The sequence below is a fragment of the Janthinobacterium foliorum genome (assembly GCF_978021625.1).
On the sequence record NZ_CDXDQE010000002.1, the window covers coordinates 613622 to 631620 of the forward strand.

Sequence of the window (17999 nt, forward strand, 5' to 3'; positions counted from 1 at the left end):
GACGAAGAAGTTTGGACAGGTGAGCCAGGCGTAAGTTCCCGCCGTGACAGAAAAAAAAGCTTAGCGCGTCAGGCGGCGCGGCGCCGACGCCGATGCCCCCACCTTGAAGACGCTGACGATCTGCGCCAGTCCGGCCGCCTGCTCGTTCATGGCTTGCGCCGCCGCCGACGCCTGCTCGACGAGGGCCGAGTTTTGCTGCGTCATGTTGTCCATCTCGACGATGGCCTGGTTGATCTGTTCGATGCCGGCGCTCTGCTCGGCGCTGGCAGAGGAAATCTCGGCCACGATATCGGTCACATGCTGCACGCTGGAAACGACTTTTTCCATCGTCTCGCCCGCCAGCGCAACGAGTTTTTCACCGGCACCCACCTGTTCGGCGGAACTGTCGATCAATTGCTTGATTTCCTTCGCTGCTGCGGCCGAGCGCTGCGCCAGGTTGCGCACTTCTGTCGCCACCACCGCGAAGCCACGGCCCTGCTCGCCTGCGCGGGCCGCTTCCACGGCCGCGTTCAAGGCCAGGATATTCGTCTGGAACGCAATGCCGTCGATGACGGCGATGATGTCGCCGATCTTTTTCGACGACGCATTGATGGCGCCCATGGTTTCGACCACCTGGCCCACCACGCCGCCGGCCTGGCTGGCCACTTGCGAGGCGGAAATGGCCAGCTGGTTGGCCTGGCGCGCATTGTCCGCATTCTGGCGCACGGTCGAGGTCATCTCTTCCATGGTCGAGGCCGTCTCTTCCAGCGAGCCCGCCTGCTGTTCCGTGCGCGCCGACAGGTCGTGGTTGCCGGAAGCGATCTCGCCCGATGCCGTGGAAATGGCATCGGCATCGTTGCGCACCTGGCTCACCAGATGCGCCAGGTTGTCGCGCATGGCCTTGATGGCCATCAGCAGGCTGGACGTGTCGCCTGGACGGGTCGCGATATGCGTGGTCAGGTCGCCCTGGGCAATTTGCGCGACGACGCCGGCAGCATAGTCGGGTTCGCCGCCGAGCTGGCCCAGGATGCGGCGCAGCATCAGGGCTGCCAGGCCGCCCACCACCAGCATCAGCGCGCCGCCGATGGCCAGCAGCACGCCCGCCTGGGCCCAGAACTTGTGGTTGATGTCATCGATATACGTGCCCGTGCCGATCAGCCAGTCCCATGGGGCAAATTTCACCACCGCATACATCTTCGCCACGGGATCGGCCACGCCGGGACGCGTGCCGTCCGCCTGCACCAGGCCGATGCGGCTGTTGGCCAGCGCCGCGCGATAGCGGTCGCCCGACTGTTTCATGTTCTTTTGCGGCGTGCCGATGCGCGCCGGATTCGGATGCACGTACAGCAAGTCCGTGCTGAAATCGCGCACGAAATAATACATCTCGTCCTTGACGAAACTGCCGACGGCCAGCTTCGCTTGCTGCTGCGCCTGCTCACGCGTGAGCTTGCCCGACTGTTCCAGCGCATAGGCCTTTTCCACCGAGGCATTGGCCAGCTCCACCAGCACCGTCAATTGTTCGACGCGCTCGGCCATCATCGTCTGGCGCAGGGAATACAGGGAAAAGGAGGCGATCAGGACGATGCCCAGCAAGGTACTGAAACACAACAAAAGGATGCGCGAACGGAGAGTCATGGAAACCTGGAGTAAGTAGGAATAAATTGCCCGATGGAAATCTTTTCAGAAAAGCAAAACGGGCGGCGCTACCGGGCTGATGCCCGGCAGGCACCGCCCGCGTTGTTGTTGATAAATCTCTGTGGCCGGTCAGGCCAAGGCTTCCTTGGCCGCCTCTTCCGGCGTCAAGCCGTCATAGAACTGGTCGGTAAACCACTCGACTTGCTCCTCGATATGATCCTGCGCCTGCGCCACGGTGGCGCCGCCGGCCACGAGGAAGCCTTCGACCTCGATGCACCAGTTGATCAGTTCCAGGGTTTCCGGATCGAGTTCTTCTTTCTTAGCCATCGTGCATTCCTTGCCTGTTAATTTGCGATATCACATCAATAAGCGGCAGTTTAACAGCTTCGTCGCCCTGCCGCCCCCGCACGTCAACAACAAGGGTTACTTTGCCGCAACATTTTTGCGTTCAGGATACAGCACCACCTGCACATAGTTATCCATGTTCAGGTAGCGCTGCGCCGCCTGCTTGATGGCTTGCGGCGTGATGGCGCGCACGCGCTGCTCGAAGCGCAGGATCTGCGCCGGATCGCGGCCCTGCGTCACGGAACCCATCAGCTGGCTCATCCAGTAGTTATTTTCCCGCAGGGACTTCTGCTGGCGCGTGATCCAGTTCAGCTTGACCTTTTCCAGGTCGGCCGCCGATGGCCCGTCCGCCTTCATCTTGTTGATTTCGGCAAACGCCGCAGCGATCACCTTGTTCACGTTTTCCGGTCCCGTCGGCAGGTTCAGGGCCACCGAATAATGGCCGTACGGATGCTGGCCCATGGCCGTCTCGAAGCCGCCGCCATAGATCATGCTCATCTTTTCGCGTAGCACTTCGATGACTTTCAGGTTCAGCACTTCGCCCAGCGCCTGCAGCGTCAGCTTCTGTTCATCCGAGTAGGCCGCGTCGCCATTGAAGGTGATGGAAATCGTGCTTTTCGGTTCGCTGCCCACGTAGACATCCTTCTTCACCACCCCGTTGACCGGGCGCATGCCCACGTCGCGGTAGGCATGCGTCACCTCGCCCACGGACAAGGTGCCCAGGTAGCTGGCGATCAGCGGCTTGATCTTGTCGAGCTCGAAGCTGCCCGTGAAGATGAAGGTCATGTCGCGCGCGCTGGAGAAGCGCTGGTGGAAGATGTCGAGTGCCTTGTCCAGGTTCACCTTGTCGAAGTCGGCCGCGCGCGGCACGCCATCGACGCGGGGATTGTCGCCAAACGTGGCGTGCTGGACAGCATCGTAGAACACGGCTTCCGGCTGTGCCATGCTGTTCTTCGCCAGGTCTTGCTGCCTGCCGATGAAGGACTGGTACAGTCCCGCATCCTTGCGCAAGTTGTTGAAATACAGGGTCACCAGCTGCAGCATGGATTCCACGTCGGCGCTGCTCGACGAGCCGCCGAAACCTTCGCTCAGTTCGCCCAGCGAAGCGCCCACGTTGACCGTCTTGCCGGCCAGGACTTTTTGCAAGTCCAGCGGCGCCAGGTCCTTCAAGCCCATGCTGCCGACGATGGCGCTGGCATAGCGGGCGTTATAAATGTCCGCATCGCCAAACAGCGACTGGCCGCCAAAGCGGGTCGAGCCCATCAGCACCTGGTCATTCTTGAAGTCCGTCGGTTTCAGCAGCACGCGCACGCCGTTGCCCAGGGTCAGCTCCGTCACGCCGATGGCGCTGTTCAACTTTTCAGCGACGATGCTGCCGCCCGCCGGCGGGCCGTCCATCAGCTTGCTGGCCAGGACTTTTTCCGTGCGCGGCTCGACCTTCTGCTGCTCGGCCCTGGCCACCGCGTCGAGCAATTGCTGCTGCGTCGGCACAGTCGAGGCCGTGTCGCCTTCCTTCCCTTCGGCGCCCATGAAGACGACGAGTTTCTTTTGCTGGTCGGGAATGACCTTGGCCACCGTCTCGTTAATCTCTTGCAAGGTTACTTGCGGCAAGAGTTCCTGCGCATACAGCAGCTCGTTGGCGATGCCGGGGATGGCTTCCTGCTCCAGGAAGTTGCGCGAATACTCGGCCACGAAACCGGCGGAATCGGACTTGTCGCGTTCGCTATACGCGCGCTCGTAATTGCGCAGCATGTTCTTGCGCGCGCGGTCCAGCTCATCCTGGCTGAAGCCGAAGCGGCGCGCGCGCTCGTCTTCCTGCACCAGCGCATCGACGGCCGGCTGCACGCCGCCCTTGCCCAGCAAGGCGTAGGCGCTGAACGATTCATAGCCGCGCACCAGCTTGCCCATGCTGCTGCCGCCCTGGATGAACGGCGGATTGGCTTGCTGCGACAATTCCTGCATGCGCGCGCTGAGCATCTGGCCATACAGGTTCTCGATCATCTGGCGGCGGTAGTCGGCGATCGTGACGGGTTCCTGCGCCGGGCGGATCGGATAGCGGATGAACACGCTATCGTCCGGCGCTTCCTTGTCCGTGATCACCAGCGCTTCCGTCTGCGCACGCTGCGGCACTTCCGCATACAGGCGCGGACGCGGCTGCGCCGGGTTTTTCAGCTTGCCGAAATGCTGGCGGATCATCGCTTCGGCCTGCTTGGGTTCCACGTCGCCCACCACCATCACGGCCATCAGGTCGGGGCGGTACCAATCCTTGTAGAAACGCTTGATGGTGTCCGGCTTGAAGGTTTTCAGGATGGATTCCTTGCCGATCGGCATGCGTTCCGCATAGCGCGAGCCATTCAGCAGTTTCGGATACAGCACCTTGTTCATGCGGTCGCTGGCGCCCTTGCCCAGGCGCGCCTCTTCCAGCACGATGCCGCGCTCGCTGTTGATGTCGGCCGGATTGAATTTCAAGCCATGCGCCCAGTCCTCGAGCACGAGGAAACCCTTTTCCAGATTGCCCTTCTTGTTCGTCGGAATTGGCAGCACGTAGACGGTTTCATCGAAACTCGTGTAGGCGTTCAGGTCGGCGCCGAATTTCACGCCGATCGATTGCAGATATGAAATCAGTTCATTGCGCTTGAAATGCGTGGAGCCATTGAAGGCCATGTGTTCCGTGAAATGCGCCAGGCCTTGCTGGTCGTCATCTTCCAGGATGGAACCTGCCTTGACCACCAGGCGCAATTCCACTTTCTGCGCCGGGCGGGCATTCTTCTTGATGTAATAGGTCAAGCCGTTCGGCAATTTTCCGACGGTAACTTCTGGTGCCACAGGCAAGGGATCGTTCAAACGGATTTCCGCCTGGGCCATGCAGGCGCAAGCCAACAGGACGGCGCCCGAGACCACGCGTAATTTACTCAGCTTCATGTATTCTCAACGGTAAGATTCAGTAGGCGTACCTTACACCGAATTCCTGTTTCCGCCATTAAAAACAGCTTAGGGAAAACCGTTTTCCCCAGGGAAGATGATCCTACAGCGGACTGAAGAGTAGCCTGCCGCATTTTTTGATCTGTGCTAAAGTATTGCCGCCGGTCATGTGATCGGCACAACAATACGTCTTCGGGGCGGGGTGCGATTCCCCACCGGCGGTAAGACCGGCAACGGTCGAGCCCGCGAGCGCTTGCCAGGCACCGCCTGGTGAGGTCAGCAGATCTGGTGTGACTCCAGAGCCGACGGTATAGTCCGGATGAAAGAAGATGTGCAGTAGTGTGATGTCCCATCGCCACGGCGATGCGGCCAGTTGCGTCTATTCGCTTGCCCTGTTGCGTTTTTCGCTGATGCGAGGAGCGTTTCACCATGTTAGTCAACAGCTATACCCTGGTTTCCACCGACCTGGAAGGTCGCATTCAATCCGCCCTGGCCGCCATGCGCGCCGGCGTGCCCGTCATCCTGCTCGACGATTTCGACCGCGAAAACGAAGCCGACCTGATCCTGTCGGCGGAAAAACTCACGAACGAAACCATGGCCCTCCTGATCCGCGAATGCAGCGGCATCGTCTGCCTGTGCCTGCCGACGGACGTCGTCAGCGCGCTGGAATTGCCGCCCATGTCGCCCGATAATGGCAGCCGCTACGGCACGCCATTCACGGTGTCCATCGAGGCGCGCGACGGCGTCACCACAGGCGTGTCGGCCGCCGACCGGGTCACCACCATCCGCGCCGCCATCGCGCCGGACGCCAAGCCGGCCGACCTGGTGCGCCCCGGCCACGTCTTCCCCCTGCGCGCCGCGCCCGGTGGCGTGCTCGAGCGTCGTGGCCACACGGAAGGCTCCGTCGACCTGTCGCGCCTGGCGGGCCTGAACCCGGCGGCCGTGCTGTGCGAGCTGATGAATCCGGACGGCACCATGATGCGCGGCGACGACATCGAGCGCTTCGCCGAACTGCATGGCATGCCCATCCTCACCATCGAAGAACTGGTGGAATGGCGCCGCAAGCACGCCCAGTAATCGCTCAGGCGGCAGCCACCGCCTTCGGCAGATGCACGTGGCGATACACGAGGCTGGCCGCCAGGCCATACGCGGCGGCGATCGTCGCGTAGGCCAGCGGCAGCCGCAGCGACCAGCTGGGGGCCATGTGCAGGATGCTGCCGATCAGGGCCACGCCCACCAGAGCGCCGATCTGCCGGTTCGCATTCAGGGCCGCCGCCGCGCTGTTCGCATGCTGCCTGCCGGCCACCCGCATCACGGTGGCCGTCATGGCGGGAATGGCGATGCCGATGGCCACATTCATCACGGCCGTGCCCAAGGCCAGCAATGCGTACGGCGTGCCGGGGCGCAGGGCCGTCAGCAGCAAGGCCATGGCCGCCCCCACCAGCAAGCCGGCCAGCATGGGCCGGCGCGTGCCCCAGCGCGCCGCGATATGTCCCGCCATAAAGTTCCCCACCGTATAGGCCGCCATCATGGGCAGCAGGCGCAAGCCCGACTGCAAGGCATCGGCGCCGCCAGATTGCTGCAGGAACAGGCTGAGTAAAAACAGCTGGCCGAAGACGCAGAAATTGATCAGGAAACCCACGCCATTGGCCGCGCCAAAGCTGCTGCTTTCAAACAGGGCGCGCGGCAGCAGCGGATGGCTGCCGCTGCGCTCGCGCCGCAGCAGCTGCCCGGCCGCCACCACCGTCAGCGCCCCCGCCGCCAGCACGCCGGGCGACAGCCAGCCCAGCACGGGGCCTTCGATCAGCACGAAACTCAGGCCCGCCAGCGCCAGCACGCCGAGCGCATGGCTGAACAGGGACAGCGCGCGCGGCTGGCGGGCCGGCGCGGCCAGCAGCACCTGCGCCATGACGATGGCCAGCAGGCCGATGGGCACGTTCACCCAGAAGACGCTGCGCCAGCCGAACTGGTGCACGAGGATGCCGCCGATCAACGGGCCGGACGCGCCGGCCACGCCCACCAGCGCCGACCAGGCCCCCAGCATGCGCGTGCGCACTTTTTCATCGTCAAAACTGTGCGTCAGCAGGCTCAGGGAACTGGGCATGAACAGGGCCGCGCCGGCCCCTTGCAGCAGGCGCGCGGCCGTCAGGAAGTGGCCGTCGGGCGCGGCGCCGCACAGGATCGAGCCGAGCAAAAAAACGCCCAGGCCGGCCTGGTAGACGGCCTTCGGCCCGTAGCGGTCGGCCAGCGCGCCGCCGGCCAGCAGCAGCGCGGCAAACGTCAGCGTGTAGCCATCGACCACCCAGACGAGGCCCGTGAGGGGGATGGCCAGGTCGAGCGCGATATCGGACAGGGCCACGTTGACGGCCGTGACATCGATCATGGCCATGACGAAGCCGAACGCCAGGGTCAGCAGGATCAAGCCGTTGGCGCGGCGCGAGGGAGTGACAGACATGATGGTTTCCTTGCAAAGGCAGCGGGGGCAGTCATTGTAGGAGTCTTGAAGAATGCAGTAAACAGGCATAGAATCAGCACACTGATGCAAAAATGCATCTCAAACCAATAGGGAGCGGATGCATGGAGTGGGCTCATGGACTGGGATAACGCGCGCATTTTCCTGGCCATCGGCCGGGCCGGCACCCTGCGCGGCGCGGCCGCCCTGCTGTGCATCGACCAGGCCACCTGCGGGCGCCGCCTGGCCGCGCTGGAAGCGTCGCTGGGCGCCACCCTGTTCCTGCGCACGCCTTCGGGCTATGTGCCGACGCCGGCCGGCGAACTGGCGCTCTCCGCCGCCGAAGCCATGGAGCGGGCCGCCGACAAGCTGCAGCGCGAGATGCAGGGCGTCGACAACCGTTTAAGCGGCCTGGTGCGCGTGGCCACCACGGATACCATGGCCAGCCATTTTGTCATCCGCGCCATGCAGCGGCTGCATGCGGCCCACCCGGACATCCGCATCGTGCTCAACGTGGCGCCGGCGCTGGCCAGCCTGACGCGGCGCGAAGCCGACCTGGCCGTGCGCGGCGTGCGCCCCACCGACCCGGACCTCATTTCCCGCCACCTGGTCAAGCGCAGCCTGGGTCTGTATGCCTCAAAACGCTATCTGGCCGAGCGGGGCGAACCCGTGCGCGGCACGGCGCTGGCCGGGCACGACATCGTCATCTACCACCATTCCGTCACCCCGCGCCATGGAGACAAGATCGCCGGCGAAGCCGTCGCCAACGCCAGGGTGGCCATGGAAGTGAATTCGGCCATGATGCTGCAGGAAGCCACGCGCGCGGGCCTGGGCGTGGCGGAGCTGGCCACCCACCTGGGCGACAGCGACCCGCAGCTGGTGCGCATCTGGCCCGAGCGGGCGGAAAGCTACGACGTATGGCTGGTGATGCATGCGGACCTGAACCGCTCGGCGCGGGTGCGGGCGGCGGCCGACGCGATTATCGACAGCGTGGCCGGGCAATAGGCCGGCACGCGGCACGCACGCATGCCGGCTGCACGGCTGCACGGCAGGCCAATCGCTTGTACCGAACGCATCCAATGTTAAGATGCCATCATGACCCTTTCCGTCTCCCTCATCATCGGCATGCGCCGCCTGCACCGGGCCACCATCGCCTGGCTGGGCAGCTGGTGGCGCCTGGTGCATTTCGCCATCCTGGTGTTTTCGCTGGCCCTGTCGCCATCGAGCTATAACCGCGCCAACCGCCCCATCCTCGCGCACCGGCTGGTGTCGAACACGGCGCCCAACCTGGTGTGGTTCAGCGTCGCCTGCGCGCTGGTCAGCCTGGTGCTGATCCGCATCGTCGTCGTCAGCGCGCAAAGCTATGGCCTGTCGCGCTATGCGCTGGAAATGGTGGTGCGCGTGCTGGTGCTGGAACTGATCCCGCTGACGGCCGCCCTGTTCGTCGCCCTGCGCCTGACCCTGCCCGACGGCATCGCGTTCGCGCAGATGCGCTCGTCCGGCGTGCTCGATGCCATGCAGCGCCAGGGCGTCGACCTGCTGCGCCGCGAATATTTCCCCCGCGTGATGTCCGGCATTTTCGCCGTGTGGATGCTGGCCATCGTCAGCTGCGTCACCTCGCTGGTGCTCGCCTATCTGACCATCTACGGCTTCACGCCATGGGCGCTGCAAGGCTACACGCGCGTGGTGGGACAGATCTTCAATCCCGCCGTGGCGCTGATCCTGATGCTCAAGGTGATCTTTTTCAGCTTTGCCGTGGCGCTGATTCCGCTGGCTTCCTCGTACTACCCGGAGGAGCTGGCCAAGCGCCGCGGACGCATCTGGGCCGCGCATGGCCTGTCCGAGATGCTGCGCCTGTTTTCCGTTACCCTGCTGATCGAAGTGGCCTCGCTGATGGGCAATTACTACTGATGCCCGCCCGCCGCCAGCGATCCCGATTCCCCCCATACCAGAGCCAGAAGCCATGAGCCAGAACCAGCCCCCCAATCCCGACCAGGTCGACGTCACGGCGCCCGCCGGTCTTACGCCCGAGGCCGTCTTGCCCGCGCCGCCGCCCGTGCGCCACGCCGAACTGAAGGCGGCCATCCTGCTCGTCTTCATGTTCGTGCTGGTGGTCGGTTCCGTCGTCTACCTGATGTATGCGCGCGGCGCCTTCGAAGCCACGCAGACGCTGGTGCTGACGACCGACGATTCCGATGGCGTCGGCGTGGGCGCCGACCTGACCTTCTCCGGCTTTCCCATCGGCCGCGTGCAGCGCATCGAACTGGCGCCGGACGGCAAGGCCCGCGTCATCGTCGACGTGCCGCGCAAGGACGCGCACTGGCTGCGCACCAGTTCCATCTTCACCCTGGAACGGGGCATCGTGGGCGGCGCCAAGCTGCGCGCCTACAGCGGCATCCTGACCGATCCGCCCCTGCCCGACGACGCCACGCGCGACCTGCTGGTAGGCGACATGGCGGCGGAAATCCCGCGCCTGCTGTCGGCCGCGAAGGATTTGCTGAACAACGTGGCCAGCCTGACGGGCAGCGATTCCGCGCTCGATGGCACCCTGCGCAACGTGCAGGCCGTGACGGGCAAGCTGAGCGGCCCTGGCGGCGCCATGGGCTTGCTGACGGGCGACGACAAGCAATCGCGCCTGCTGGTCGAACGGGCCAACGTCCTGTTGAGCACGGCCGACCAGCTGGCGCGCCGCACCGACAGCCTGGTGGCCAACGCGGATACGCGCGTGTTTGGCGAGAAGGGCGTCATGACGGATGCGCAAGCCACCATCGTGCAGCTGAACGCGCTGCTGGCCGACACGCGCAACAGCCTGAAAAAGGTCGACGCCGTGCTGGTCGAGGCGCAAGCCGTGGGCGCCAACGCCAAGGCGGCCACCGCCGACCTGGGCCCGCTGCGCGCCGACGTGGAAAGCAATCTGCGCAAGGTCGAGCAATTGGTCAATGAAATCAACCGCAAGTGGCCGTTCAAGCGCAATCCGGAGATCAAGCTGCCATGAGAAAAATCAATCTCGCCCTGTCCGCCATGGCTGTGGCGGCCCTCGCCGCCTGTTCCAGCGGGCCGCCCGTGCCGGACTGGAAAATGAATGCGCAAAGCTCGATCGAGCGCTTTGAAGCGGCCTACCTGAATGGCAGCGTGCTGGTCGAGCAGACGGAATTCCAGCGCGCGCGCGACCAGGTGGGCTCCACCGGCAAGATCGACCTGATCGCACGGGTCGAACTGCTGCGCTGCGCCACGCGCGTGGCCAGCCTGGCCTTCGCGGACTGCACGGGCTTTGACGCGCTGCGCGCCGACGCCACGCCCGCCGACCGCGCCTATGCGGACTACCTGGCGGGCAAGCTCCAGCCAGCGGACATCGCCCTGCTGCCCGAGGCGCAGCGCGCCGTGGCGGCGGCGACGCCGGACACGGCAGCGGCCAGCGCCGTCGCCGCCATCACCGATCCGCTGTCGCGGCTGGTGGCGGCCGGCGTGCTGCTGCGCTCGGACCGCGCCACCCCTGCCCTGCTGGACACGGCCATCGCCACGGCCTCGGACCAGGGCTGGCGCCGCCCGCTGCTGGCCTGGCTGGGCGTGCAGCGCCTGCGCGCGGAGCAGGCGGGCGACGCGCAGGAAGCACAGCGCATCGGACGGCGCATGGATATCGTGGAAAAGAGCGGCAAGCCGCTGCAGTAGGCGAGCAGATACAGACAGAATCGGCGCTGCCATTCCGTCATGCCATTTCGATGCGGAAGGAGCATGCCGTGGCAACGCCACCGCTATTCAGGAGCACCGCGCCGCCGCGCCATTCCGGCGACAGGCCAGCAGCGCTGAAGTCGGAAGATTGCGAGGTCTTGCACGATACCGTGATGCAGCCGGCCGAGGACAGCTCGCAGGCAATCCCGCGCCAGCTGGCGCGATTCGATTCGCCTCGACGTGACAATGTGTGATTATGTATCAGGGGTAATTCGATATGCTCGGAGGCCGCTGCCAACCACGAGCAAATCTGGAGATTTGCTAAATTGCCGACTGAAAGAAGCACCCAGCCATGCACCTCGCACTTCCGCTTATCCTGTTGTTGAGCATATCAGGCTCTGCCATCGCTGAAGCTGATACGCAAGATTCAGCCCCCGAAGCAACCCAGCAAGTCGCGATCTCGGGCAGCAGGGATCCCGACTGGAAGCCGTATCGTAAAATGTTGGCTGGCATGGACGCATTCGAGCGCTACCACTCGCTGGCGCCCCAGGCGGCGTTGAAATTCATCTTGCGCCCGCAACAGCCCAACTTGACGGTGCCTGATCTGACTTTGCGCATCGTGGGCGACAGCGTCGATATCGCGGTCCCGATCGCGGCCGACAATACTTTCTCGATACCCCGTGACGAGTCGGCATCCAGGGAAGATGCGGATTTGCGGCTCTCCAGCAAGAAGGGCTTGTTCCGCTGGCGCCCGGACATTCATACTCAAGGCCTGCCAGCAGGGACACGCAGGCTGGGTGATCTGCGGCTGGAATGCGAGGTGCGATGGGCTGTCGATAAATTTGACGTGTCGTTCATCCAGCTGGCTTACCTGCTTCCCCTCGGCGGAGTATGTCACACGTCCAGAAGCCGGGTTTTCTATACGACGGCAGCACCGATCACGGGTGTAACGCTGGTATCGGATGCGCGCCGGGAAAAGTTGCCGGCAGAGCGCCTGAGTGCGAAGGACCATACCCGGTATGCACCGCCCCTGCATGATAAGAGCTGGCCGGATGACACACTGGTGGAATTTGAGTTCCAGGCATCGGCCAGCGCGGCCGCAGCCGGCATGGCGGCACATTGACTCCGGCCCGTTCGCCGCATCCCCCGCCATGGCGTGCAGTGCCGTAAAGCGCCGGGACCGGGCAGATGGCAGAAGGCCGCCGTGCAAAACAGCGGATGGCGTCCTCCGTTGCGCACATTGCGCATGCCGCCAGGCACGGCGAGCCGACGCCCGGAACATATTTCTCTCGCTTACCTCTTTCGACTACGTCTCCCGCTCACGGACTCGCGCCCCTGCCGAAAGCCGGTCCGGGCCCTCGTATCAGCCGTTCCTGGCAGCCGGGCAAGGCATGTCGCGGTAGAACAGGAAGCCGCCCAGGCCGATCGCGTCCGTATCGGCCTTGACGCCATACACCAGGGTATTTTTCGCTCCATCGATGCGCAGCAGGTTCTTGTGCAGGACGATTTGCGCGTGCGACAGCTCCAGCGACGGGGTGGGCGCCAGTTGCAGGCTCAATTCGGCCGTGGCGGGATCATAGGTCCAGCGGCCCGGATTATAGAAGGCGAAGCCGCCATCGAAGCGCAGGCTGCCATCCTTGAACTGGGTCAGGCAAATGCCGGGAAATTCGCTGGGCGGGTTGTACCAGGTGGCGGCCACGGCCGCATTCGCCGGCGTCTTGCCCGGCATTTGCATGCCTGCGCCGTCGCTTTTCCCCGCGGGCTTGTCACCTTTGCCGCCCATGCCGGCGCAGCCGGCCAGCGCCAGCGCGCACGCCAGGATGCTGGTGCGTGTGATGAATGTCATGTGCATTGCCGTCCCCTTGCCTTATAGAAACACCATCTTAAAGGGGGATGGCTGGCCGTTCAAGCGGCCAGCGCACATAAGGGCGATTTAAATGTCGCCGCTGCCCTCGGCCGACTGGGCCGCCCTGGCCGCCGCCTCGCGCAGTTTGTCCTTCTTGCTTTTGCGCGCGCCCTTCACGCCGCCGTTCACCGTATCCGTCACGGCGCTCACGGGCGTGGACAGTTCCGTCGGCTCGAAGCCGGCCACCACTTCGCGCACGATGCGCAGGTCGTTGCGGTTTTCGATCAGGCGGAAATGCGCTTCCGTGTCGGCCGTCACGAAACTGATGGCCGTGCCGCTTTCGCCGGCGCGGCCCGTGCGGCCGATGCGGTGCGTGTAGTCGACGGCGGAACGGGGCAAGTCGTAGTTGACGACGGCCGGCAAGCCGGCGATGTCGATGCCGCGCGCGGCCACGTCGGTGGCCACCAGTACTTGCAGGCGCCCCGCCTTGAAGTCGGCCAGCAGCTGGCTGCGCGTGCCCTGGCTGAATTCGCCGTGGAAGGCGCCCACGTGCAGGCCCGCGCGCTGCAGCTTGTCGGCCACGTGTTCGGCCGCATACTTGGTGGCGACAAACACCAGCACGCGCTCCCACTGGTGCTGCAGGATCAGGTAGCGCAGCAGCTGCGTGCGGCGCGGCACGTCGACCGTGATGGCGCGCTGCACGATATCGGGCTTGTCCTGCGGCTCGGAGGCCACTTCGATGCGCACGGGGTGCGTCAGCAGGCTGTCGGCCAGCGCCTGCACGCTGTCCGGGAAGGTGGCCGAGAAGAACAGGTTTTGCCGCTGCTTGGGCAGCAGCGCCAGGATGGCGTTGATTTCTTCGCTGAAACCCATGTCCAGCAGACGGTCGGCCTCGTCGAGCACGAACAGCTGCACGCCGCCCAGCTTCACCGCATTGTGCTTGACCAGGTCCAGCAGGCGGCCCGGCGTGGCGACGACGATGTCGGCGCCGCCGCGCAAGTCCATCATCTGCGGGTTGATCGACACGCCGCCGAACAGCACGGAAATTTTCAGCTTGACGGGCAGCGGCTTGGCCAGCGCGTGCACGGTCTGCCCCACCTGCGCCGCCAGCTCGCGCGTGGGCACGAGGATCAGCGCGCGCACCTGGCGCGGGCCGGCGGCGGGCGCCATCAGCGCCTGCAGCAGCGGCAGCGCATAGGCGGCCGTCTTGCCGGAACCCGTCTGCGCCGCGCCCAGCACGTCGCTGCCGCGCAGGATGGCGGGGATGGCGGCCGCCTGGATGGCCGTCGGCGCGGCATAGCCGGCCTTGTCAACGGCGCGGACCAGGGCGGGAATCAGACCCAGTGAGGAAAATGGCATAGCGGGCCTTCTTGATATTTATGCGTAAAGTGAGACCGGCCGCAATGTGCGGCCGGTCGGGATATGACGACAGTATAAAGCAATGACAGATAAGGCCCAACCAGGCCTGCCGCGCGTCGGCACGGGCGCCCCTGCGATGCTCGCCGTACTGCGGCAAGGCTCCGCTTCCCGGCCGCCTCTGCCTTCCGCTCGCGGCGGCTTGCCCGGACGTCGTGCTGCAGGTCGACTACTGCCTGGGCATCTGCAGCTTCGGATAGCCCGCGTCGTCATAGCCGGGCATGCCGCGGCGGATGGCGTGCGAGAAGTCCGCATCGGCATTCGCCGCCCGCGCGCGCGCCGTGATGTGGCCGCCGTCGCGCAACTGCTGGAAGGCCAGGCCGGGCACCAGGCCCCTGACGTCGTACAGGTAGCGGTCCAGGTAGCCGGAAGCGAGCAGGCGGTAGTCGACGGGCAGGCCCGGCACGATGCGGCGCACCATCTCGAAGACGATGGTGGTGCAGTTGGCCGTCAAGGTATTGTAGAACTGCGGCTGGCGCTTCAGCGATTCCGCCTCGTCCAGGTAGGCGAGGAACAGCGAGCGCATGGCCGCCTTGGGCATCATCACGCGGTACAAATGCATGTCCTCGCCCCGTGCATTCGTGCGCACGCGCAGGATGTCGCGCTCGTCGGCCGCCACCAGGCTCATCTCAAAATGCTTGAAGAAGCCGCCGATGGCGGAAAAACTCTCGCCCTTTTCCTTGCGGATCTCGATGGAAAACGTCAGGAAGCGCCCGTCCGCAAAGCCGAACGAGATCAGGGTGTGCGCAATCAATGGCCCCGTCCAGTACGACAGCGCCACGTCCAGCGTGCGCAGTTCGTCGAGGTTGTAGCTGCGCTGCTCCCACTTGACCGTGTAGTCGTCGTCGCTGCGCCAGTCGAAATTGCGCACGTTCTCCAGCGTGACGATGCTGCCCTTGACGCTGCCCGTGACATTGCGCGCCACGTCGTCGGCCCACACGCGCTGCTGCTTCGGCATGATCAGGCTCCACCACAGCAGCAGCAAGAGAAAGCCGGCCGCATACGGCAGCAGCACGCGCACATCGCCGCGCAGCCACCACAGGACCACGCTGGCCACGCCCAGCGCGCCCCACAGCAAGGCGCCGATGCCTTGCGCCGTGGCGCCGCCGGACAGCTGGTACCACAGCGCCAGCGCGCCCCACAGGGCAGTCAACAGGATAATCAGAGTCGCGGCCATTTTGCCGATGGTGCCCAGCACGGAGCGGATACGGTGTGATAAGAAAGTCATGCCATGATTATAGGGGCAAGCGCGTTATCCGATGCATTCAGGCAAGCGAGCGCATGTGTGCGGGCCGAAACATTGCTTGCCTGCTAATTTATTTCATGAGAGCATATTGTCCAAATAAAATGTATAGACAAGCCAGGCCGTCCGCGCGGCCATGCTTGCCGCGTCCAGGAGACAACGTGCAGCCCCCTTCCCTCTACGCCCTCGCCGGCAGCCTCAATTCCCTCTTCATCGTCGTCAGCCTGTATGGCCTGTGGTCGCAGCTGGCAAAAATCTGGCGCCGCAAGCACGACGCCAGCCTGGCGCGGGGCAAGACGACGGATATCCTTTCCATCAACCAGTTCACCGTCAGCTTCCTCGCGTATTGCGCCTTCTTCGTGTACGGCTATTCGATCACGCCCTTCAACCACTACATCGTCTGGCCGCGCCTGGCCGCCTCGCTGATCGCGCTGCTCATCCTGTTCGAGATTGACCGCGACCGCCGCAGCGCGACGGCCCGCCGCGCGCTGCTGGCGTGCGCCCTGCTGCTGTGCGCCGGCGTGGCCGGCCTCGCCTTCGGCCCCACCTTGACCGATGAAAAGCGCGTGATCTCGCAAAGCCTGATCGTCGCCGTCACCGTGCTGCTGGCGCAGGGCTATGCGCACCAGATCCGCCTGATCTGGCGTTCCGGCAGGACGGGCGCCGTGTCCCTGAAAATGAGCCAGTTCATCCTGGCGATGGATGTCAGCACCATCTTCTTTGCCTGCGTCATGGGTTTATCGACAGGCTGGCCCTTGCTGCTGCTGGCCTGCGTCAGCGCCACGACCAAGCTGATCATCATGTGGCTGTTCCGCTGGGAGCAGACCAGCCCTGCCGCGCGCGTGAAACGCCAGGCGCTGGCTTGACGCTAGAATGGCGGCATCGCCACCTAGTTGAAAGTGAAAGCGCCGCCATGCATGCTCCCATCCCCATCCTGCGCATCTTTTCCGAAGACAAGGCGCGCGAGTTCTACCTCGGCTTCCTCGGTTTTACCCTGGACTGGCAGCACCGCTTCGCGCCCACGGCGCCCCTGTACCTGCAGGTGACGCGGGGCGAACTGGTGCTGCACCTGAGTGAACACTACGGCGACGCCACGCCCGGCGCGGCGCTGCTGATCCCCATCGACGACATCGCCGCCCTGCATGCGGAGCTGCAGGCGAAGGATTATCCGTATGCGCGGCCCGGCATCCGCGACGAGGACTGGGGCCGCATCCTGGAAGTGGCCGACCCGTTCGGCAACCGGCTGCGCTTCTGGCAACGCAGCGCCTAGCCCTTACTGCCCGCTCAGGGCGCGCATTTCCGCATACAGGTTGGCCTTGCCCTCGAAGCCGATGCCGACCAGGTCCGGCATGGTGATGTGGCCATTTTCCACCCGCACGCCGTCGGGGAAGCCGCCGAAGGGCTGGAACAGGTCCGGGTACGATTCATTGCCGCCCAGGCCCAGGCCCGCCGCGATATTCAGGGACATCTGGTGGCCGCCGTGCGGGATGCAGCGGCTGCGCGACCAGCCGTGCTGGCGCAGCATGTCCAGGGTGCGCAGGTATTCCACCAGGCCGTAGCTGAGGGCGCAGTCGAACTGCAGCCAGTCGCGGTCGGCGCGCATGCCGCCATAGCGGATCAGGTTGCGCGCATCCTGCATGGAAAACAGGTTTTCTCCCGTCGCCATCGGCTTGTCGTAATAGCTGCGCAGGGTGGCCTGCAGCTCGAAGTCGAGCGGGTCGCCCGCTTCTTCGTACCAGAACAAATCGTACTGGCGCAGCGCCTTGGCGTAGGCGATCGAGGTATCGAGGTCGAAGCGCCCGTTGGCGTCCACGCACAGCTTCTGGCCATCCTGCAGCACCTCCATGATGGCGTCGATGCGGCGCAAGTCTTCGTCCAGCGAAGCGCCGCCGATCTTCTTCTTGACCACCGTGTAGCCGCGGTCGATATAGCTGCGCATCTCGTCCTGCAGGGCGGACAGGCTCTGGCCCGGATAGTAATAACCGCCGGCCGCGTACACGAACACCTTGTTGTCGGGCGCGCCCGTGCCGTGGCGCTCGGCCAGCAGCTGGAACAATGGCTTGCGCTCGATCTTCGCCACGGCATCCCAGATGGCCATGTCGATGGTGCCGATGGCCACCGAGCGCTCGCCGTGGCCGCCCGGTTTTTCATTGCTAAACATGCAGTCCCACACCTTGTGCGGATCGAGATTGCTGCCATCCGGCGTCACGAGGCTGGCGGGATCGGCGTCGAGGAGGCGCGGGATGAAGCGCTCGCGCATCAGCATGCCCTGGCCGTAGCGGCCGTTCGAGTTGAAGCCGTAGCCGACGACGGGCTTGCCATCGCGCATCACGTCCGTGATGACGGCCACCAGGCTCAGGGTCATCTTCGTGAAATCGATGTAGGCGTTGCGGATGGGGGATGAAATGGGAATGGTCTTTTCGCGGATTTCAACGATTTTCATGCGGGGTCTCCTGTCATTGATTGAATCACGCCAGCTTACCCGCGAACAG

General features: G+C 64.6%; 16 protein-coding genes and 1 riboswitch. Of the genes, 8 read left to right on the plus strand and 8 right to left on the minus strand.

Annotated elements, in window-relative coordinates; translation table 11 throughout:
* Positions 1-60: 60 nt before the first annotated feature.
* The 3 genes from ACZ92H_RS07170 to ACZ92H_RS07180 all read right to left on the minus strand — a co-directional run bounded on the left by ACZ92H_RS07170 (position 61) and on the right by ACZ92H_RS07180 (position 4881).
* Complete coding sequence (locus ACZ92H_RS07170) at positions 61-1614, minus strand: methyl-accepting chemotaxis protein (RefSeq protein ID WP_131372920.1); 1554 nt, start codon at positions 1612-1614, stop codon at positions 61-63.
* 129 nt (positions 1615-1743) lie between these two features.
* Complete coding sequence (locus tag ACZ92H_RS07175; RefSeq protein WP_010399555.1) at positions 1744-1941, minus strand: hypothetical protein; 198 nt, start codon at positions 1939-1941, stop codon at positions 1744-1746.
* A 96-nt stretch (positions 1942-2037) separates the two neighbouring features.
* A complete protein-coding gene (locus tag ACZ92H_RS07180; protein ID WP_465048810.1) occupies positions 2038-4881 on the minus strand; it encodes a M16 family metallopeptidase in 2844 nt (947 codons plus the stop codon).
* A 184-nt stretch (positions 4882-5065) separates the two neighbouring features.
* A riboswitch (FMN riboswitch) is annotated at positions 5066-5216 on the plus strand.
* A 94-nt stretch (positions 5217-5310) separates the two neighbouring features.
* Between ACZ92H_RS07180 and ribB the strand changes: the two genes are divergently transcribed.
* A complete protein-coding gene (ribB, locus tag ACZ92H_RS07185) occupies positions 5311-5958 on the plus strand; it encodes a 3,4-dihydroxy-2-butanone-4-phosphate synthase (RefSeq protein WP_131372918.1) in 648 nt (215 codons plus the stop codon).
* A 4-nt stretch (positions 5959-5962) separates the two neighbouring features.
* Here ribB and ACZ92H_RS07190 read toward each other — a convergent pair whose 3' ends face one another.
* Positions 5963-7336, minus strand: a complete 1374-nt coding sequence (locus ACZ92H_RS07190) for an MFS transporter (protein WP_465048812.1) — start codon at positions 7334-7336, stop codon at positions 5963-5965.
* 135 nt (positions 7337-7471) lie between these two features.
* Between ACZ92H_RS07190 and ACZ92H_RS07195 the strand changes: the two genes are divergently transcribed.
* The 5 genes from ACZ92H_RS07195 (at position 7472) to ACZ92H_RS07215 (ending at position 12125) form a co-directional block, all read left to right on the plus strand.
* On the plus strand, positions 7472-8338 hold the full coding sequence (locus tag ACZ92H_RS07195; protein ID WP_131372916.1) for a LysR family transcriptional regulator: 867 nt from the start codon (positions 7472-7474) through the stop codon (positions 8336-8338).
* Positions 8339-8428: 90 nt separating this feature from the next.
* Entirely contained in the window at positions 8429-9244 is an 816-nt protein-coding gene (locus ACZ92H_RS07200; RefSeq protein WP_465048813.1) for an MlaE family ABC transporter permease, read from the plus strand.
* A 52-nt stretch (positions 9245-9296) separates the two neighbouring features.
* Entirely contained in the window at positions 9297-10328 is a 1032-nt protein-coding gene (locus ACZ92H_RS07205; RefSeq protein ID WP_465048814.1) for an MlaD family protein, read from the plus strand.
* Positions 10325-11002, plus strand: a complete 678-nt coding sequence (locus ACZ92H_RS07210) for a hypothetical protein (protein WP_465048815.1) — start codon at positions 10325-10327, stop codon at positions 11000-11002. The genes ACZ92H_RS07205 and ACZ92H_RS07210 overlap by 4 nt, the downstream gene beginning before the upstream one ends.
* Positions 11003-11354: 352 nt before the next feature.
* Positions 11355-12125: a hypothetical protein gene (locus ACZ92H_RS07215; protein WP_131372912.1), complete on the plus strand. Its 771-nt coding sequence runs from the start codon at positions 11355-11357 to the stop codon at positions 12123-12125.
* A gap of 240 nt (positions 12126-12365) precedes the next feature.
* Here the strand turns inward: ACZ92H_RS07215 and ACZ92H_RS07220 are convergent, their stop codons facing one another.
* The 3 genes from ACZ92H_RS07220 to ACZ92H_RS07230 form a co-directional block, all read right to left on the minus strand.
* A complete protein-coding gene (locus ACZ92H_RS07220) occupies positions 12366-12848 on the minus strand; it encodes a hypothetical protein (protein WP_131372911.1) in 483 nt (160 codons plus the stop codon).
* Positions 12849-12935: 87 nt separating this feature from the next.
* The gene (locus tag ACZ92H_RS07225) at positions 12936-14207 is read right to left on the minus strand and encodes a DEAD/DEAH box helicase (protein WP_465048816.1); all 1272 of its coding nucleotides are present in this window, start codon (positions 14205-14207) and stop codon (positions 12936-12938) included.
* A 226-nt stretch (positions 14208-14433) separates the two neighbouring features.
* A complete protein-coding gene (locus ACZ92H_RS07230; protein WP_465048817.1) occupies positions 14434-15492 on the minus strand; it encodes an Lnb N-terminal periplasmic domain-containing protein in 1059 nt (352 codons plus the stop codon).
* 176 nt (positions 15493-15668) lie between these two features.
* Between ACZ92H_RS07230 and ACZ92H_RS07235 the strand changes: the two genes are divergently transcribed.
* Together ACZ92H_RS07235 and ACZ92H_RS07240 are read left to right on the plus strand one after the other, a co-directional pair.
* Complete coding sequence (locus ACZ92H_RS07235; protein WP_465048818.1) at positions 15669-16373, plus strand: hypothetical protein; 705 nt, start codon at positions 15669-15671, stop codon at positions 16371-16373.
* 47 nt (positions 16374-16420) lie between these two features.
* Complete coding sequence (locus tag ACZ92H_RS07240) at positions 16421-16777, plus strand: glyoxalase superfamily protein (RefSeq protein ID WP_465048819.1); 357 nt, start codon at positions 16421-16423, stop codon at positions 16775-16777.
* 3 nt (positions 16778-16780) lie between these two features.
* Here the strand turns inward: ACZ92H_RS07240 and ACZ92H_RS07245 are convergent, their stop codons facing one another.
* Positions 16781-17950, minus strand: a complete 1170-nt coding sequence (locus ACZ92H_RS07245) for a mandelate racemase/muconate lactonizing enzyme family protein (protein WP_465048820.1) — start codon at positions 17948-17950, stop codon at positions 16781-16783.
* Between the last annotated feature and the right edge of the window lie 49 nt (positions 17951-17999).

Coding starts and splice junctions, on each gene's coding strand:
- ACZ92H_RS07230 (WP_465048817.1), bottom strand. CDS start 15,492: ATGACTTTCTTATCACACCGTATCCGCTCCGTGCTGGGCACCATCGGC.
- ACZ92H_RS07220 (WP_131372911.1), bottom strand. CDS start 12,848: ATGACATTCATCACACGCACCAGCATCCTGGCGTGCGCGCTGGCGCTG.
- ACZ92H_RS07225 (WP_465048816.1), bottom strand. CDS start 14,207: ATGCCATTTTCCTCACTGGGTCTGATTCCCGCCCTGGTCCGCGCCGTT.
- ACZ92H_RS07240 (WP_465048819.1), top strand. CDS start 16,421: ATGCATGCTCCCATCCCCATCCTGCGCATCTTTTCCGAAGACAAGGCG.
- ACZ92H_RS07210 (WP_465048815.1), top strand. CDS start 10,325: ATGAGAAAAATCAATCTCGCCCTGTCCGCCATGGCTGTGGCGGCCCTC.
- ACZ92H_RS07215 (WP_131372912.1), top strand. CDS start 11,355: ATGCACCTCGCACTTCCGCTTATCCTGTTGTTGAGCATATCAGGCTCT.
- ACZ92H_RS07170 (WP_131372920.1), bottom strand. CDS start 1,614: ATGACTCTCCGTTCGCGCATCCTTTTGTTGTGTTTCAGTACCTTGCTG.
- ribB (WP_131372918.1), top strand. CDS start 5,311: ATGTTAGTCAACAGCTATACCCTGGTTTCCACCGACCTGGAAGGTCGC.
- ACZ92H_RS07190 (WP_465048812.1), bottom strand. CDS start 7,336: ATGTCTGTCACTCCCTCGCGCCGCGCCAACGGCTTGATCCTGCTGACC.
- ACZ92H_RS07195 (WP_131372916.1), top strand. CDS start 7,472: ATGGACTGGGATAACGCGCGCATTTTCCTGGCCATCGGCCGGGCCGGC.
- ACZ92H_RS07245 (WP_465048820.1), bottom strand. CDS start 17,950: ATGAAAATCGTTGAAATCCGCGAAAAGACCATTCCCATTTCATCCCCC.
- ACZ92H_RS07200 (WP_465048813.1), top strand. CDS start 8,429: ATGACCCTTTCCGTCTCCCTCATCATCGGCATGCGCCGCCTGCACCGG.
- ACZ92H_RS07175 (WP_010399555.1), bottom strand. CDS start 1,941: ATGGCTAAGAAAGAAGAACTCGATCCGGAAACCCTGGAACTGATCAAC.
- ACZ92H_RS07205 (WP_465048814.1), top strand. CDS start 9,297: ATGAGCCAGAACCAGCCCCCCAATCCCGACCAGGTCGACGTCACGGCG.
- ACZ92H_RS07180 (WP_465048810.1), bottom strand. CDS start 4,881: ATGAAGCTGAGTAAATTACGCGTGGTCTCGGGCGCCGTCCTGTTGGCT.